The following is an 18,177-nucleotide window of genomic DNA, read 5'->3' as shown; positions in this document are numbered from 1 at the left end:
ATTTTCTTGAAACTTGGATAATTTACCCTAACAGTTTTTCCGTTTCCAGGTATTTCATAATGATCTGTGTAGCACCGGATCGCTGTTGTACATATTTTTTTGCCGCTTCGCCCGCTGTCTTCCTCTTTTCCGTATCCATAAGATGTGCGAATACTTTTTGCAATTCTTCTTTGTTGCCTATCGAGAAACCTGCTCCGAATACCAACAGATCTACTGCTTCTTGAAATTTTTCGTACTTCGGACCAAAAATAACGGGTATGCCATAGGCTGCTGCCTCTAATGTGTTGTGGATACCGACACCGAAGCCACCGCCGATGTAGGCAATATCTCCATAATAGTACAACGAAGAAAGCATGCCTATATTGTCGATGATGAGTACTTGTGCACCTTGTATTGTTTCTGTCGTGGACGTGGCCAATTCGGAAAAACGAATCGAAGAGGAAAACAGTTTCGATATCTGAAGAAGATGCCCCTCGTCAATTTCATGCGGAGCCAGGATAAATTTCCATTGTGGGTACAGCTCCTTTAGCACTTGTAATTTTTCTTCGTCGGGTAGCCATGTACTACCGGCAACCAATATGGGACGACCGTTCACAAAGGTTGTTATTTCGGGTCTGGTTTTGTGCTGTCCGGGCAATTCCACCACTCGGTCAAACCGTGTATCGCCCGCCAATCCAGCACGTGTGATACCGATCCATTTCAGCATATGCACACTGTCGAGGTTTTGCGTGAAAAAGAAAGATACTTTTTTCAAGATCGAACGATAGAAACCACCATAAGGTTTGAAAAATAACTGCTCTTCCCGAAAAATGGCTGAGATCATCAACAGGGGGATATTGCGTTTATGGAGTTCATTGAAATAGTGATACCAATATTCGTACTTTGTAAAAATAGCTAATTTAGGATCGAGGATATCCAGAAATCGCCGCACATTCGCAGGTGTATCTTCGGGCAGGTAAAAGACATAATCGGCCAAAGGTGTATTCTTGCGGATTTCATAACCCGACGGGGAAAAAAAAGTAACTACGATTTTTTCGTGTGGAAAATTTTTTTTGATCTGCTCCATGACAGATCTTCCCTGCTCAAATTCGCCCAGAGAAGCAAAATGGAACCAAATGTATTTTTGCCCTGCTGCAACCGTTTGATTGATATGTTGTAAGATGCCTTTCCTTCCGTCGGCCCATTGCCTTGCTTTGGGATAAAAGGGCGCCAACATACGCACCAATAGGCCATACATCCGAATCCCAAGGTCATATAATAACCGCATATTGTGAAATATTACTTATCTTCGTCAAAGATATTAAACCCTTTTCAAATTCACGACCAAGTGCAATCGAGTGTGCGAAAAAGAATATTGATCACCGGAGCTGCAGGATTTTTGGGCTCACATCTCTGCGACCGTTTTATAGAGGAAGGGTATCACGTTATTGCTATGGATAACCTCATCACGGGTAGCCTGCACAATATCGAACACTTGCTGAAGTTTGAAAATTTTGAGTTTCATCACCATGACGTCACTACATTTGTACATGTCCCAGGTGAGCTGGACTATATTCTGCACTTTGCCTCCCCGGCTAGCCCTATTGACTATCTGCGTATGCCTATCCAAACCTTAAAAGTAGGTTCGCTCGGTACGCACAATCTACTTGGTCTTGCCAAGGACAAGAAAGCACGGATACTCGTGGCATCCACATCGGAGGTATATGGTGACCCTTTGGTGTCTCCTCAGTCCGAAGACTACTGGGGGAATGTCAATCCGGTAGGCCCTCGGGGAGTTTACGATGAAGCCAAACGTTTTCAAGAAGCCATGACCATGGCCTACCACCATGCACACGAATTGGATACCCGTATTGTACGTATCTTCAATACGTATGGTCACCGTATGCGGAGGGAAGATGGACGGGCATTGCCGACTTTTGTGGAGCAGGCACTGCGGGGAGAGGATATCACTATCTATGGCGATGGGATGCAGACCCGTTCGTTTTGCTATATCTCTGATCAAGTTGAAGGCATATTTAGGTTACTACATGTCGACTACCATCTACCTGTCAACATTGGGAATCCAGACGAAATCACTATATTGGAGCTGGCAAAGGACATCATCCGTCTGACCAATAGTACCTCCAAGATCGTTTTTCGAGAATTACCGATGGATGATCCCAAGCAGAGAAGACCTGACATTACATTAGCCCAAACACTTCTTTCCTGGACACCAAAGGTCAATCGGGAAGAGGGATTGTTGAAAACAATTGAGTATTTTAAAAATTTGTAATATAAAAAACTATGCGTAAAATATTAGTTACCGGTGGAACAGGTTATATAGGTTCACACACTGTTGTAGAGCTTTTTCAGGCAGGTTATACCCCTGTGATTGTGGACAATCTATCCAATTCCAGTGTTCAGATCCTGGATCAAATCGAAAAAATTATCGGTGTAAAACCCGAATTTCATCAATTTGACCTGTGTGATACGGCCAAAACAACGACATTTGTACAAAACAACCCCGATATTACCGGGATTATCCATTTTGCAGCTTCCAAAGCGGTAGGCGAATCCGTTATAGATCCCTTAAAGTACTATAGCAACAATTTTTTTTCGTTGCTCAATCTATTGAATGCCTATAAGGACAAGCCCGTCAATTTTGTGTTTTCGTCAAGCTGTACGGTGTACGGCGAGCCGGATGAGCTTCCGGTGACCGAATCTGCACCGGTCAAAAAAGCTGCTTCTCCTTATGGTAATACCAAACAGATTGCCGAGGAAATATTGGAAGAAACAGCCAATGCTTACGATAATTATAATGTGATCGCTTTGCGTTATTTCAATCCTGTGGGTGCACACCATACGGCATTGATTGGTGAGCTGCCCATTGGAGTGCCTCAAAACCTGTTGCCTTTCATCACGCAGACAGCTATTGGCAAGCGTGAAAAACTGACGGTATTTGGAAATGACTACGATACACCGGATGGATCGTGTATCCGTGATTTTATTCATGTCGTGGACTTGGCCAAAGCCCATGTGGCCGCTATCCAATTGTTGGAAAAAGGCAATCCAAATGGTAAATACGATGTGTTCAATGTGGGAACCGGGAACGGGTATTCGGTCTTGGAAGCCATTGGAGCCTTTGAAAAAGTCTCTGGACAAAAACTGAATTATGTCATTGGTCCCCGCCGTGAAGGGGACATCATTAAAGTATGGGGTGATGTAGCCAAATCGTCCCAAGAACTAGGGTGGAAAGCCGAACTTGGCATTGACGAGATGATGGCTTCTGCATGGGCCTGGGAAAAATATTTAAAAGAGCATCCTATTGGATAATGTAGGGAAGAGGTTGAGATTATGAGAGGGTTGGTGACAAAGTCGACAGGCAGTTGGTATCAGGTATTGGGTGATGATGGCCATAGATACGAATGTCGTATCAAAGGGAAGTTCAGAACTAAGGGTATCAAGACGACCAATCCTATCGCGGTAGGTGATTGGGTACATTTTGATTGGGAAGACGATCACAATAGTGCCGTGATCCATACCTTGGAGCCCCGAAAGAATTACATTATCCGCAAGTCGGTCAATCTTTCCAAGCAAACACAAATCCTTGGAGCCAATCTTGACCAAGCTGTTTTAGTCGTGACTTTGGCCTCCCCCCCAACTTCCCTTGGGTTTATTGACCGATTTCTGGTAACGGCTGAGGCGTACGATATTCCGGCTATGCTGGTGTTCAATAAAGTAGACCTATTTAGTGAAGAGGGGTTGGTGCTGTTGGATGAATATATGTCCATTTATGAAAATCTCGGCTATGCATGTTTTGCGGTTTCGGCTTTGGAAAAGATCAATATAGGGGTATTGGAGGACTTGTTAAGGGATAGGGTCACATTAGTATCCGGACATTCGGGCGTGGGCAAATCGACCTTGATCAATAGTTTGGTGCCCGGAGTAGAGCTCCGTACGGGCAATATTTCTGAATGGTCCGACAAGGGCAAGCACACGACTACCTTTGCCGAGATGATCGATTTGCCGTTTGGGGGCTGGCTGATCGACACCCCCGGTATCCGTGAGTTGGGTGTTGTAGATATAGAAAAGAACGAACTATCCCACTTCTTTCCAGAAATGCGAGCTCTGTTGAACACTTGTAAATACAACAATTGCAGACATATCAACGAACCGGGATGTATGGTGCTTGAAGCGGTGGAAGAGGGTAAGATCGAGCCTTCCAGATACGATAGCTATTTGAGTATTTACCACAATGAAGATAATAGAGGATAGTTTTTTAGTCCAAGGTTTTAAACCGTGGACTAAAAAACAATTCCCTTTCGATCTTGTTTAAACCATTATAGACATAAACATAAAAGTTCGTATGAAGCTTCTTTGGAAATGGATAGCAGGCATCGTCATACTCCTTATACTATCAGTGGTCCTTGTGACCTGGTATTATAGTCGCAATTGGCGTCCTATCGTCGAAGCCAAGCTCCAGGAAGTGGTTCATAATTCTACAGGGGGCCTGTATTCGCTCAAATACGAGGACTTGGACCTTAATATAGGACTAGGCAATGCCACGCTATCGCGTGCCGAGCTGGTGCCCGATTCAGCGGTTTATCAAAAGATGATATTGCTTAAGACAGCCCCCAATAATAGATATCATATCAAGATTGGTGCCTTGAAAGTCCGCCGTTTTAGTCTGATGGATGTACTTTCTTCCAAAAAACTGAATATCAAGACTATCGTATTTGATGAACCCGAAATACATTTGATGAGCGAATACCATGCTTTTAACGATACGATCGCGGACAAACCTTCGCAAACCCTTTATGAGAGCATCAAAGATATGTTTACTTCTATCAATGTAAAGGATATACAGGTAGATGATATACGTTTTAAATACTCAAAAATAGAGGAAGGCAAGAGTTCGGATATCAGCCTGGATAAGGTCAATATCCGGGTACATGATGTGTTGGTGGATGAGACGTCTTTGGCCGACACGACACGCTTGTTTTATACCAAGATGGTCGATGTGCAGATACCATCTTTTGAATATGAGCTGCCGGATGGATTCTATAAAGCGAAGTTTAAAGATCTCCGAATCAATACGAGGGATCAAAATGTGCTGTTTACCAAAGTGGAGTATGCTCCCAAGATGAAGAAAGTGGCTTTTTTTCGGCAAAAGAAACAGAACGTGACCATGGCCGTCCTTAAGTTTGATACTTTGCGTTTTGAAAAACTGGATTTTAAGCGCTTTATCGAAGATCAGCAGACCATCGCGGCCAAGATACAGCTCAAGAACGGATCAGTAGATTTGTTCGCGGATAAACGCTATCCGAAAAGGCCAATCAATAAAATCGGTCATTCCCCTCATCAAGAATTGATGAAGCTGAAAAAATTGTTGGCAATAGACACTGTGTTTGTGGACAATGTATCGGTAACGTATCACGAATTCAGTGCAAAGTATAGTAAAGAAGGAGCTATCAGCTTTGACCACACGCATGGTCTATTGACCAACGTGACCAATGATACGACGAGGTTAAGGAACAATAAATATATGCGTGCAGATCTTCGTGCCAAGATTATGGGGACAGGTGCGTTGCATGCACAATTTGGGTTTAATATGTTGAGCAAGCAGGGATTCCATACTTACAAGGGCATGTTAGGTACGATGAAAGCGACTGCATTCAACCGGATTTTGAGACCTTTGCTCAATGTGGAGATTGCATCGGGCAATATACATAAGGTGGCTTTCAATATGGAAGGCAACGACTATAAGAACTGGGGAGAGTTTCGGTTCGATTACGATGACCTAAAAATAAACTTACTGAATAAGCCTGAAAAAGGCGAGGAGAAGAAAGCCAAGAAGCTAGCGTCTTTCTTGGTCAATGAAATTATCATCAACAACAGCAATCCTGATGCGGACGGAAAATACACTATTGGAAAGGTAGATTATACTCGGGTTGCAGAATATCCTTTTTTCAAGACGCTATGGCAAAGCATGTTGGAAGGCATCAAACAGTGTGCTGGAATAAGCCCCGAACGGGAGGCGCGGTTGATGGGAACAGCCAATACGGCGCAAAATGTTGTCAAGGGAACCAAGAAAGTTGTACGGGATACCGGGAAGTTTTTTAAGAATATTTTTAAGAAGAAAGAAAAAGAAGAGGAAACGGATGTTCAAGAAGACCGTGAGGAGGAACAAAAATAGAAAACTCATTGATATGATACATCTTTGTATAGTATAAATTGATAGATGCTTGAAAATGATTGACAATAATTCGGTTTTGAGTAGCGATATTGCTACTATTGTACCATGAGAGCTATCGTTAGTTTTTTAAAATATATCTTTCGGTATCGAGCAGAGGCTGTAGACCAAATCATGTTTTATGTGAGTTTGGTCTGTGCACTGACCGTCATCATTCACGTAGGCTATATCACTACCCCTTTGATTGCCCAATATACTTTTCAGGCTATACGTATCATGTTTTATGCCTTGTTTGCCTGTGAGCTGTTTCGTGTGTTGTCTTCTATTTTTGCGTGGAACAAAGTCGGCGTTTCACATTATTCTGCCTTGCTGATTATCTTCTACTTTTTGTTGGTCGTCGTGGCGCGGTGGACCAGTGTACATACATTGGATTTCCTGGCCAAAAGTGAGTGGATCTATCTGGGCATTGCAATCATATTTCTATCCGAACTATCCAAGCGGAGCCTGTTCTTCGACAATTTTTATTTCAACCCGACTATTTTATTTGTTATCAGCTTTATTGCATTGATACTGATCGGTACTGTGCTGCTCATGTTGCCGCGAACGACGCAAACAGCACCATTAAGTTTTTTGGATGCCCTTTTTATGGCGACTAGCGCTGTATGTATTACAGGACTGTCCGTGACCGATATTTCGACCAATTTTACATTGTTCGGCCAATCGGTCATGATGATATTGATACAGGTTGGTGGATTGGGAATCATGACATTTACCGGCTTTTTTGGGTATTTCTTCTCAGGAGGATTTTCGTTCAAAAATCAATTGATGTTTGGTGAAATCCTAGGCGAGAACAAGCTCAATTCCGTCATCTCTACCTTATTGAAGATTATTTTCATTACATTGCTTTTTGAATTCATTGGTGCAGTTTTGATTTTTTTTACCTTAGATAAAGCACTTTTTGATTCGGTGGGCGATCGTATGTTTTTTGCGGCTTTTCATGCTATTTCTTCATTTTGTAATTCGGGATTCTCCATTTTAAATGAAGGGATACAGCACAGCGCTTACCGCTTCAATTACAGTTTTCAGCTGGTATTGGCTATTACCTTTATCTTGGGAGGATTGGGTTTTGGTACGGTGTACAATTTTTATACATACTTTCGGGCGAAAGTAAAGGCATGGATCAACCGGCATGTTTTTCATAAAAATCCAAAATATAAAGCCCAAATATTTCGATACAACTCTAAGTTTGTTCTGGCCTGTAATATTGTTGTCATTGTATTGGCCACCCTTTCCTATTTTTTGATGGAGCGGAATCACTCGCTGGTAGGTGACAAAAGTGTAGTGGGCGAATGGGTGACAGCCTTTTTTATGGCAAACTCATCCCGATCGGCAGGTTTTAATTCCATAAACCTAGATTTTGTCGGTATGCCTACATTGATCATGATCACGACACTCATGTGGATAGGAGCTTCTCCCGGATCGACAGGTGGAGGAGTAAAAGTAACCACCGTGGCTATAGCATTGATGAATATAGTCGCTCTAGCAAGGGGAAAGGAGAGTATAGAGATATACAAAAGACAGATTGCGCCCGAATCAGTACAGAAAGCCTTTGCCATCATTGTGGTTTCTGTGTTGACTATTGGATTGTCATTTGTACTGTTGAACTTTTCGGATCCACAGCAACAAATGAAAAAACTGCTGTTTGAGGTGATATCAGCCTATACTACCTGTGGTTTGAGCCTGGGAGTCACACCTTCGCTGAGTCCCATGGGCAAGCTGATCATTATCGTGACGATGTTTGTTGGGCGTGTCGGTACACTTACATTGCTGGTGGCATTTATCAAGAATACAAAAAACAAGAGTTATATTTATCCGACTGAAAAAGTTTTATTCTAAAAGAACAGGGAAGCCATGAAATATATAGTGTTAGGTTTGGGACATTTTGGCAAGTCATTGGCCATTCATTTGACTGAGCTGGGCCATGAGGTAATAGGCGCAGACAAGAAAATAACCATTGTGGAACAATTGAAGGATAAAGTGACACATACCATATGTCTGGACACGACGGATAAAGAGGCTGTCAGTTCGTTACCGTTGAAAGATAGTGATGCGGTCATTGTTGCTATTGGCGAGGATGAGGGAGCGTCGATGCTGACCACGGCTCTGGTCAAACAATTGGGTGTAAAGCGTATCATCGGCCGTGTGGTGTCCGATCTGCAGCAGACGGTTATGGAGGCCATGCAGATCGACGAGTATATCATGCCCGAAGAAGAAGCTGCCGAACGGCTGGCACTGCGACTGGACAATATCGATATTGTGGACTCGTTTAAGGTTTCGGAAAAATACAGTATCATCGAAACACGTGTGCCGCCGAAGTATATAGGTATGTCGCTGCGGGAAGCCGATTTGACAAATAAATACAAGGTCATCGTCTTGACCACCTTGACCGACACAGAACGTATGGAAAAGGGAACGCCTATATCCTACAAAGAGGCTTCGGGTATAGCCAAGTCAGATACTGTATTGCAGGAAAATGACCTTTTGGTACTTTTTGGGGAACTTTCCGACATCAAAAAACTAATTGAAAAGGGAAATTGATGGGGCGCCAATTTTTATTTGCAACTGGCATGTGCCTCTCTGATGAAATTACTCATGAATATTTTTTGCTATAGGTATTATTCATTTATATTTGTATCCAATGGCCTCCGTCAATTGGCGGATCGGTTCGTGAATGCGAAGCATTTTATCTAAGTTTGACCTATTAAAAAAGAAGTTTAAAATTTTAGAGGGCTTCTTACCATTAAAAAAAATAAAAAACACGAATGAAAAATTGGTTTAAGCAAAATTCCTCCCATCTTATTGTCTGTGCCCTATTTCTTGTGCTTGTCTTTTTTTACTTTTCACCGGTTTGGCAAGGAAAAGCGCTTTCCCAATCGGATGTGGTACAAGCGATGGGCAGTCAACGTGAGATTTTTGAATACAAAGATAAAGATGGCCATGCCCCGCAGTGGACGAACTCGATGTTTGGGGGGATGCCGACTTACCAAATTTGGTATGAACATACCCAAAATATTACGACTTATATCGGCAAAGCTATTCGATATGCATTTCCACAGCCGGCAGATGTCATTTTGTTGTTTTTATTGGGGAGTTATTTTTTATTGAATGTGCTTCGTGTCCGCCCGTGGCTGGCCGCAGTTGGTGCGATCGCTATTTCATTTTCTTCCTATAATTTTATTTATATCGAGGCCGGCCATATCAACAAAGCTTATGCTATTGCTTATATGGCCCCTATCATTGGTGCCGTCATTCTGACCTATCGTGGTCATAAATATTGGGGCGCATTCCTATTGGCGTTGTTTTTGGCTTTGGAAATCCGAGCCAACCATATACAGATGACCTACTATCTTTTCATTGCCCTATTGGTGCTGGTAGGTTTTGAATTGTACTATGCAATAAGAGACAAAAAAATACCTCAATTTGTAAAGGCCACGGGCTTTCAGGTAGTTGCGGCAGCGCTAGCTATAGCGATCAATGCTTCTGTATTGTTCCCTACGTACGAGTACAGTAAGTTGACTATACGTGGCAAAGCAAATATTGTTAAGACAGATGAGGGAGGCAATTCAGGAGGTTTGGACAAGAAGTATGCCTATGACTGGAGTCAAGGTGTTGGGGAGAACCTCACCTTTCTGATACCTAATGCCTATGGAGGGAAATCCTACGGGGTGTTGGGCGAAAATTCGCAGTCCGTTAAATTTTTTACAGACCTTGGAGTGCCAAAAAACCAAGCGATGGAAATGGTGCATAATCTACCGACTTATTGGGGTGAAAAACCTTTTACATCAGGACCTTGGTATTTTGGTGCGGGCGTGTTTTTCCTGTTTATACTGGGTTTGATTATTGTAAAAGATAGGTTGAAATGGTGGATTCTTTCTGCCGGTGCGTTGGTCTTGTTGCTGTCTTTGGGTCGTCATTTTCCGTTGATCTCCGATCTGTTTTTTGATTATTTCCCATTATACAATAAGTTCAGAGCTGTAGAATCCATATTGGTCATTGTGTCCATATTGATTCCTCTATTGGCCGTTTTGGCCGTCAATGAGCTATTGACCAAGGGCAAAGAAATTCCCAATTTGGATAAAAAAGTACTGTATACTTTTGTTGGGGTCGGGGGGCTATGTCTTGTAGTAGCCGTGATGCCCTCACTGTTTCTACATTTCAAACCTTCTACCTACAATGATTTTGTGGCCATGCTAGGGCAACAGTTTGGGGACAACAATTTAGCACAAAAGCTGTCCAGTGCCCTGATCAAAGACAGGTCGGCATTGGCTTCTGCGGATGCTTGGCGTTCGTTTTTTATCGTAGGCATTGCCTTTGTGCTGGTATGGTTTTATATCAAGAAAAAAGCAAGTGCTACTGTATTGATTGTCGGATTGGGCATTTTGACATTGTTTGATCTGTGGTCGGTGGATAAGCGCTACCTTAACAACGATACCTTTGTGGATAAGCAAGTTTCCAAGTCGCCGATTAAAGAACGTGAAGTGGATCAATTGATCCGGATGGACAAGGATCTGAGTTATCGTGTCATTGATCTGACGACAAATACTTTTTCGGATGCGCGGGCATCTTATTTCCACAAAAGTCTAGGGGGATACCATGCTGCCAAATTGATGCGGTTTCAAGAGCTGTTGGAACATCAGTTCAACGGAGCGATAAATGAGGATGTCTTGGATATGTTCAATGTACGCTATACGATTACGAAAGATCCCAACAATGGTGCAGAGCGTATCCAGCGGCGGAGTTCGGCAGCCGGCAATGCCTGGTTTGTCAATAAAGTGACCCTTGTACAGGATAATGCCCAGGAAATGCAAGCCATCAACAGTTTTGATCCGTCGAAAGAGGCATTTGTCCATGATGAGTTCAAAAATGTAATGAACGTATCACGCTTGGGACAGGCTATGAATGCAAATATAAAATTGGTTTCGTATCATCCCGACCGCATGAAGTACGAGTACACGGCACCAAATGATGTGTTTGCGGTGTTCTCCGAAGTCTATTACGACAAGGGTTGGAAGGCTTATGTAGATGGAGAAGAGTTGCCGATTATCCGTGCCAATTATATTTTGAGAGGTCTTCAATTACCCGGCGGAAACCATACGGTAGAGTTTGTGTTTGATCCACCTACGATGAAGCAAAGTAATGTAGCTTCTTTTATAGGATCTATTATTTTGATACTTGGATTGATAGGAGGTGTCGTTCTAGATAGACGAAAGAAGAAAAAGACGACAGCATAAGGTTTCCTGTTCATGAGAAGCCCATGACCGACAGATGACAAAACATGAGGTTTTTGATATTTTGATAACGTTTTCGTTGTTTTGTTATTGATTTTTCTTTGAAAAGCCAATTTTAGGTGTTAATATTGCAATATTATTAAAAATATTTTTCACCTATTTTTTTATCATGAGCTTAGACCTAGAAAGTATTTTCTACGATGAGGAAAATATCCCTGCGGAGTTTGCCCTAGAAGAGCAAGTCGATCAAAGGGAATTTTTGTCAAATGGCGAGATGTTGACCTGGCAAGGTCAAATCAGTGAAGTCTTTTCACCTATCTGTGTAAGAACAAAGGACGGACTCCAACGAAAACGTATCGGCAGCTATCCTGTCTGTACCGAAAAGGAATCGATGGAAGCTTTGGAGGCTGCTGTCAAGGCGTATGACAATGGTCGTGGTGCATGGCCTACGATGAGTGTTGCCGACAGGATCAAGTGTGTAGAAGATTTTACACACAAGATGATCGAAAAGAAGGATATCGTGGTCAAGCTGATCATGTGGGAAATCGGGAAATCATTTTCTGATTCGGTCAAAGAATTTGACCGGACCGTCGAATATATTTATGCCACTATAGACGCTTTGAAGGATCTGGACCGGGATTCGTCACGTTTTCAGATCGAACAGGGCATTATTGCACAGATCAGAAGATCACCATTGGGAGTAGTCTTGTGTATGGGACCATTCAACTATCCGTTGAACGAAACCTTCACAACCTTGATTCCGGCCCTGATCATGGGCAATACGCTGTTGTTCAAACCACCTAAGCACGGTACGTTATTGCATTATCCTTTGTTGGAAGCTTTTCGCACAAGTTTTCCGAAGGGTGTTGTCAATACAATCTACGGACGGGGCAATGCCATCGTACCATCCTTGATGCAGTCTGGCAAGATCAATGTACTGACCTTGATCGGATCCAGCCGTGTGGCTGATGAGTTGAAAAAGCTTCACCCAAAAGTAAACCGTTTAAGGGCTATATTGGGATTGGATGCCAAGAATGCAGCGATCATCAATAAAGATGCGGATCTGGACCTGGCGGTTTCCGAGACGGTATTGGGATCTTTGTCATTCAACGGCCAGCGTTGTACAGCTTTGAAGATCATCTATGTACATCGCAGTATCGCACAGGAATTCTTAAAAAGATTGTCCGCAGAGGTAAGCAAGCTGAAATATGGCATGCCTTGGGAAAAAGGGGTGACTTTGACACCTCTGCCCGAACCTAACAAACCTGCCTATTTGACGGAATGTATCGAAGATGCCAGGAAATATGGTGCGAAAGTAGTCAATGAAAATGGCGGACAGGTCCAAGAGTCCTTTGTCTACCCGGCGATTGTCTATCCGGTCAACTCACAGATGAAACTCTATAGGGAAGAACAGTTTGGCCCGGTCATTCCGGTTGTACCGTTTGATGATCTGGAGGAACCGATTGAGTACCTTATCGGCTCTTCGCACGGACAGCAGGTCAGTATCTTTAGTAAAAGTGCCTCTGTAATTTCTTCCTTGATCGATCCCCTGGTCAATCAGGTGAGCCGTGTGAACATCAACTGTCAGTGCCAGCGTGGACCGGACACGTTCCCATTCACCGGTAGAAAAGACAGTGCCGAGGGTACATTGTCCGTAGTGGATGCGATACGTTCGTTTTCAATACGTTCGTTGGTTGCGGCCAAGTTTACCGAAGATAATAAAGAGTTACTGAACGACATTGTGAGCTCGCATACCTCCAACTTCCTGAGCACGAAGTTTATTTTTTAAAATAGATAAGCGGGCGTTTGAAAAGGTTTTTTGGACACCCGCTTATAATAGTCAAAAAATCCAAAAAAATGATTGATATTTTATAGGATAGCCCTTACATTTGTACCATTGACTTCGTAGCTCAGTTGGTAGAGCAACTGACTCTTAATCAGTGGGTCGAGAGTTCGAGCCTCTCCGGGGTCACCACATCAAAAAGTCGTTTTTTCATATAGAAAACGGCTTTTTTGCGTTATAAGGGCAGATTATCAGTGTTATAAAGGAATAAAAAGACCTTTGCGAGTTAATATTTCTGTTAATTAATTCTATATACTAAGATACGGTTTTTAAACCATATTTGAGTAAAAATTGGATGTTTTGGCGCATTTTTGGCGCACTTTTCTGGACATCATTTTCATTTTATATACCCCCTAATGATTTCCATGTCCCCTCTCAATACCCCTTTCTCTCATAAATCATTCTAAAGCATTCTAATCCTCCATAATCCTAAACCCAACACAAGCCTTGATTTCAATCTCAAACATCTTTATATAGCTTATATTTCACCCAACCCACAGCGTGAAAATTTACATTACTATACCCATGTATTTTTTCGTGCCGTTCTTTTCATTTTGCATTATCCCATATTTTCCGCTCGCCGTCCTGCGAGTTGAGCAAAGGTCGTTGAAGTAAAGTGCGTAGCGCGGTTCAACGATATCTATGAAATAGACGAAGCCTGTTGGCGGTATTTTTGACCTGTGGGATTGTGTGGTGGGTATTTCAAAAATAGTGACAACAGCGAAGCCTTTGCGATCCGCAGGCGAGCCAAACTCTAAAAACATTTGGATTTTGAATGTTTATAAGGAACGCAATAATCATTCAAAAGACAAGGTTGTTTTTATGGAGTGTAGGGGTTACCAATCCATGAAGTATGACAAATTGCGTAGCACTAAAAAAGAAAGTGTATGCAATACTGTTTCTTTTTTAGCTTGATTTGGCGTATCTTAATGGCGGTAATCCCGGAACGGAATGCCTTATTTCCTAAGTTTTTAAGACCTTTTGTTATATGGCCAAAAAAGTATATTACAGTAAACCTTTAAAGTTCTTTTGGAAACATGTCTATGGGACACAGAAGAAACTTACTCCTGAATTTACAGATGAACAGATATACTTTGTGCTTAAGAGAAATCTCTTGTCTAAACCCTTGGGGTTTAGTGAGACCCAGGAGTCTCGAAGTTTAATAATTTCAGGTTTAGAATTATGGCGAGATGATAACAAAGGTGAGCTTTTGCATATTTTCTTTTTAGATAAAGAATTACGAAATTTTCTTGAAAGAACTCCTTTGTCGGATTTGGATGGTATTAAAAAGTTCTTGCTCGAGAATGGGCAAAATAGAGAGGTGTTTCATCTTTATTCAAATGAAAAAACACAATCTGTAAAATTTAAATTTGGGCTGCATTTACCTTACGAAGCTCACGGATATGCATTTTCTTTAAGCATTGAGAGTGATGGTAGTCTGGAACTATATTATTCATTAGGGGAAAACAATGGTCTTATGTCAGATAAGTTTTATGCAGACGTATTAAAAAAAGATGACGAAATATCTAACACGCATTCCAATACGTTTCGGCTTGCAATTAATACAATAGCGTATATGAATTGTTTTCCGGATTGTGTTACCGATGGTGTTCCAAAGGATTATTTTGATTATAGTGAAAACAAATTAGCGAGAAACCTTACTTTTCAAGTGTCTGAAAAGGTCAAAGAGAGTGAAAATGCACCGCTATCAAAAATACCACATTTTAGAAAGGGACATTTTAGATTACTTCAGTCAGATTATTTTACTAATAAAAAGGGACAAATGATTTTCGTAGCGGAAACAATGGTCAAAGGGAAGGCTAAGACAGTTTCAATATCAGAGAATATAGATGAATTTTACCCTAATCCAGAGCGAAATCAAGTCTAATAGTATGTTAAATCATCAACACTCACAGAAACCCACAAAAGTTTCAAGTGAAGTGTTGATGATTGGTTATGATTATTTTTCTGATTGAGCTTCTATGTCCTTTAATAAATCAGCAAGGCATCCTATTCCCTTTGGCTCTTCGTTTATTTTGTTGTCATAATTGTTCTTTACATTCAATTCGATTTTATTCTCCTTATATTGGATGGATACAGATACCCACTTACATTTTGTAGAGAGGTGCTTGAATGCATTTTCAACAGATGTAGATAGTATAAAGGGAGCAATTTTTAAATCATTCGGTTCAATAGAAATATCCACACTCACGGATTAACGAAAGAAACCTTACTGCTTTCGCCAGTAAATCACAAAAGGTCGTAAACTATCTACCAACATCGAGACAGGAACTATCATGGTTTATCATAGTAGCCATCAGTGCCGGGTTTTGTGAAGAAGTTCTGTTTAGGATGTTTGTGTACGAGTTTGCATTAAAACATATCGGCATAATCGGTAGTCTCTTATTTACTAACGTTATTTTCGCTATTACCCATATAGATACGGGAATGAAAAACTTAGTAGGAGCATTTATTCTGGGTTTGGTGTTTAGCTTAATTTTCTATTTCACGCAAACCATCTGGATTGTTGTTGCCCTGCATATTTCAATTGATCTCCATGCAGGAATGTTGGGATATAGAGTGCATCGGTTTAATACAAGGACGAAATAGTCATTTAACGCAACACAAGGTGTAAAATCCTAAAAATCGGGGCTTTCTAACTAACCAATTATAAACCTAAATTATGAAAAGACAAATTTTATAACGTATTTACTATAGAGACGTATAACTGTATAACTACCCCGAAAGATTACAGGAGAAGTGTTAAAGTTTTGTCAAAACCGTTCTGAAAAAGGGGCCGGACGCATTCCTCTTTCGTTAGAATTTATATGTAACCCCCGCATTCAGTACAGATACCCCGTAACCCAACTCCGCGAAAGCGCCGATACGGTCGGTGAAAAACCAGCGTCCGCCGATGAATCCGGTAAAACCGACCCCGCTGCCGTAGCTGTTGGCATAGGAAGCGTCATCGCCATCGGAGGAGTATTTGGCTATATTGTAGCTGAGCATGGCACCACCATAGACGTCCAACTCTGGCACGTTGGTAAAACCATTGTAATGATATGCTCCGCGAACTCCAACGATGGTGTAGTTCCACTTGTACGTATAGGTACCGCTTGTGTACCTGTAGCCGGTGTTGCCAACGTAGCCACCGAGACTGATCGCCCCGGGGCCACCGATATCCCACATGCCGTGGTCTACGGACAAAGAAATGGCCGGACGGGCTTTGCCGAGACCACCCAGAGCGGTGCCGAGTCCGATACCGAGGTTGGCCGCGGTGGTTCCATTCTGAAATTGCTGCGCCTGTGCTGCTACGGCGATGACGATCGCCATAAGGGTAAAGATTGCTTTTTTCATCGTTGTCTTGAATTTGTTTGATAAATGTGAGTTGTCTTATAAAAGGTGAGTACTAAGGAGTTATCGTTCCCGGCAATCGCAGTTTGCACTGGCTAAAATCACGCCTCCTGAAGTCATTTCATTGTAATTGGCCCGACCAAAAACAAGTTCGGCATCTACGGAAGCTAACGCTACCTCTTGTGGATTTTCTACGCCTCCTTTCCATTTCATCACAGTTCCAGCGACATTGAACCGAATCCGTTGGATGGAGTTTTCTGTTACGGTAAGGGTAATCTCACCATCATTCCCAAGCCTTCCTTTGTCATATTCAAAACCGTCAAACTCCGGAGCACTTAATTGGAATGCATGAAACAAATTGGCAGTGTAGGTCGTGCCCACCGGTGTTTCACGGTTGAACCTGGCTCCGTCAGACGAGAAATCGAATACCGGGTCTTGTTGACCATTTGCTTTCGTTTGTACAATCGAAAGACTAAATCCTGCATCTCCTTCATAGGATTCGGAGGTAAAGGTCATCCAGTCCTGCCCGAAGCGATTGGCGGTGGTCGTCTCGCCGTCAATGGTAATTCTGTATGAGCATTCAGCGATGCCTTCTTCAGCTTTGTCTTCGTTTTTAGAACAGGATGTCATTGCTAAGGCTATAAAAAATAAGCCTGCCATTTTTTTAATTGTGTTTGTCATACGTGTATCTTTTAATTCATAATTGGATATGATGTAAAGCATTGGGCATTTCAAATTCGCCGTCCGTTATTTCAATGATTTCACCGGTCTTCTGCCCTTGTTCCGTACCTTTTAGCGTAACGGAAAACGTCCCTTTTAGCCAGTTGATCTGTCTTTGGGCAAATGCACCGTCTCCTTTTTCAAATTCGGTGATCGTCAGCGTGCCGACATGTGGCGAACCCTGAGGATCGGTGCGGGACGAGAAAATAACGCCGGAAGCTGCTTTGTTATAATAGTTGATTTCGGCTGTACCGACCATCATGCCTGACTGCGTAGCGTCTGAAGCTACTGGGTACGACCCGATGGGGTTATCAATTTTGTCAGCGGGCAGGCGAAGGCTGATCTGAAATGTCTCTCTATCGCCCGACTGCATGGCAGAGAGCAATAAATGGTACTCACCGGAGTGATCATCAACGCCTAAACCTCGTTCGACGAATTTTATGTCGAAAGAACCATCGGTTTCCCACTTAGCGCCGTCGATGCTCATTTTGAGATATCGTCCGTATTCCTTACCGACATTTTCTTTATCATCGTTTTTGGAGCAGCTTGCCAACGCTGCTACTGCCAAGAACAGTATGCCTGTTTTTCTGATTGTTGCTTTCATTTTTGTGTACTTTTAGGGTTCATATTTTATCCGTATGAGGGTTTCGGCGTGATATTGACCGTTTTCCATCATTTGACGAAACAAAGGTATAGTGGCAAAACTTTCCCCAACACCCCCAAAAGGGGGTTTAGCAAGATTCCTTATTGCAAACTAAGCACAAAATTCCCTATCTTTAGCCAACGACTAACCTGACGGG

General features: G+C 42.3%; 16 protein-coding genes and 1 tRNA gene. 12 read left to right on the top strand and 5 right to left on the bottom strand.

Annotated features, from left to right (window positions below):
- Nucleotides 1-22 precede the first annotated feature (22 nt).
- A complete protein-coding gene (locus G5B00_RS12230; RefSeq protein ID WP_163875596.1) occupies nt 23-1,267 on the bottom strand; it encodes a 3-deoxy-D-manno-octulosonic acid transferase in 1,245 nt (414 codons plus the stop codon).
- Between the two features lie 72 nt (nt 1,268-1,339).
- Between G5B00_RS12230 and G5B00_RS12225 the strand changes: the two genes are divergently transcribed.
- From G5B00_RS12225 to G5B00_RS12180, 10 genes are all read left to right on the top strand, one after another.
- Complete coding sequence (locus tag G5B00_RS12225) at nt 1,340-2,272, top strand: UDP-glucuronic acid decarboxylase family protein (RefSeq protein WP_163875594.1); 933 nt, start codon at nt 1,340-1,342, stop codon at nt 2,270-2,272.
- An 11-nt stretch (nt 2,273-2,283) separates the two neighbouring features.
- A complete protein-coding gene (gene galE, locus G5B00_RS12220) occupies nt 2,284-3,312 on the top strand; it encodes a UDP-glucose 4-epimerase GalE (protein WP_163875592.1) in 1,029 nt (342 codons plus the stop codon).
- A 21-nt stretch (nt 3,313-3,333) separates the two neighbouring features.
- Nucleotides 3,334-4,254, top strand: coding sequence for a ribosome small subunit-dependent GTPase A (rsgA, locus tag G5B00_RS12215; RefSeq protein WP_163875589.1), 921 nt, complete (start codon nt 3,334-3,336; stop codon nt 4,252-4,254).
- 91 nt (nt 4,255-4,345) lie between these two features.
- A complete protein-coding gene (locus tag G5B00_RS12210) occupies nt 4,346-6,175 on the top strand; it encodes a hypothetical protein (RefSeq protein ID WP_163875587.1) in 1,830 nt (609 codons plus the stop codon).
- Between the two features lie 105 nt (nt 6,176-6,280).
- Nucleotides 6,281-8,068: a TrkH family potassium uptake protein gene (locus G5B00_RS12205; protein WP_205966409.1), complete on the top strand. Its 1,788-nt coding sequence runs from the start codon at nt 6,281-6,283 to the stop codon at nt 8,066-8,068.
- A gap of 15 nt (nt 8,069-8,083) precedes the next feature.
- Complete coding sequence (locus G5B00_RS12200; RefSeq protein WP_163875585.1) at nt 8,084-8,770, top strand: potassium channel family protein; 687 nt, start codon at nt 8,084-8,086, stop codon at nt 8,768-8,770.
- 224 nt (nt 8,771-8,994) lie between these two features.
- Nucleotides 8,995-11,463 carry a YfhO family protein gene (locus G5B00_RS12195; protein WP_163875583.1) on the top strand — a complete coding sequence of 823 codons (2,469 nt, stop codon included), beginning with the start codon at nt 8,995-8,997 and terminating at the stop codon, nt 11,461-11,463.
- A 166-nt stretch (nt 11,464-11,629) separates the two neighbouring features.
- A complete protein-coding gene (locus G5B00_RS12190) occupies nt 11,630-13,249 on the top strand; it encodes an NADP-dependent glyceraldehyde-3-phosphate dehydrogenase (RefSeq protein ID WP_163875581.1) in 1,620 nt (539 codons plus the stop codon).
- A 110-nt stretch (nt 13,250-13,359) separates the two neighbouring features.
- A tRNA-Lys gene (locus tag G5B00_RS12185) sits at nt 13,360-13,435 on the top strand.
- Between the two features lie 856 nt (nt 13,436-14,291).
- A complete protein-coding gene (locus tag G5B00_RS12180) occupies nt 14,292-15,191 on the top strand; it encodes a hypothetical protein (RefSeq protein WP_163875580.1) in 900 nt (299 codons plus the stop codon).
- Between the two features lie 72 nt (nt 15,192-15,263).
- Here the strand turns inward: G5B00_RS12180 and G5B00_RS12175 are convergent, their stop codons facing one another.
- Nucleotides 15,264-15,515 carry a hypothetical protein gene (locus G5B00_RS12175; RefSeq protein WP_163875578.1) on the bottom strand — a complete coding sequence of 84 codons (252 nt, stop codon included), beginning with the start codon at nt 15,513-15,515 and terminating at the stop codon, nt 15,264-15,266.
- Nucleotides 15,516-15,517: 2 nt separating this feature from the next.
- On the opposite strand from G5B00_RS12175, the gene G5B00_RS18405 reads away from it, so the two are divergent.
- Nucleotides 15,518-15,913 carry a CPBP family intramembrane glutamic endopeptidase gene (locus tag G5B00_RS18405; RefSeq protein WP_163875629.1) on the top strand — a complete coding sequence of 132 codons (396 nt, stop codon included), beginning with the start codon at nt 15,518-15,520 and terminating at the stop codon, nt 15,911-15,913.
- A 207-nt stretch (nt 15,914-16,120) separates the two neighbouring features.
- Here G5B00_RS18405 and G5B00_RS12165 read toward each other — a convergent pair whose 3' ends face one another.
- Nucleotides 16,121-16,342: a hypothetical protein gene (locus G5B00_RS12165; protein ID WP_163875575.1), complete on the bottom strand. Its 222-nt coding sequence runs from the start codon at nt 16,340-16,342 to the stop codon at nt 16,121-16,123.
- An 18-nt stretch (nt 16,343-16,360) separates the two neighbouring features.
- Here G5B00_RS12165 and G5B00_RS12160 point away from each other — a divergent pair, with 18 nt between their 5' ends.
- Complete coding sequence (locus G5B00_RS12160; RefSeq protein ID WP_163875572.1) at nt 16,361-16,681, top strand: hypothetical protein; 321 nt, start codon at nt 16,361-16,363, stop codon at nt 16,679-16,681.
- 39 nt (nt 16,682-16,720) lie between these two features.
- Here the strand turns inward: G5B00_RS12160 and G5B00_RS12155 are convergent, their stop codons facing one another.
- Both G5B00_RS12155 and G5B00_RS12150 read right to left on the bottom strand, forming a co-directional pair.
- Nucleotides 16,721-17,317, bottom strand: a complete 597-nt coding sequence (locus G5B00_RS12155; protein ID WP_163875570.1) for a hypothetical protein — start codon at nt 17,315-17,317, stop codon at nt 16,721-16,723.
- Nucleotides 17,318-17,354: 37 nt separating this feature from the next.
- Entirely contained in the window at nt 17,355-17,981 is a 627-nt protein-coding gene (locus G5B00_RS12150; RefSeq protein WP_163875567.1) for a hypothetical protein, read from the bottom strand.
- Nucleotides 17,982-18,177: the final 196 nt, after the last annotated feature.

Source organism: Parapedobacter sp. SGR-10 (assembly GCF_011030405.1).
Classification (GTDB): domain Bacteria; phylum Bacteroidota; class Bacteroidia; order Sphingobacteriales; family Sphingobacteriaceae; genus Sphingobacterium.
Note: the sequence above shows the minus strand (reverse complement) of the source record. Positions and strands in the feature narration are given on the sequence as shown.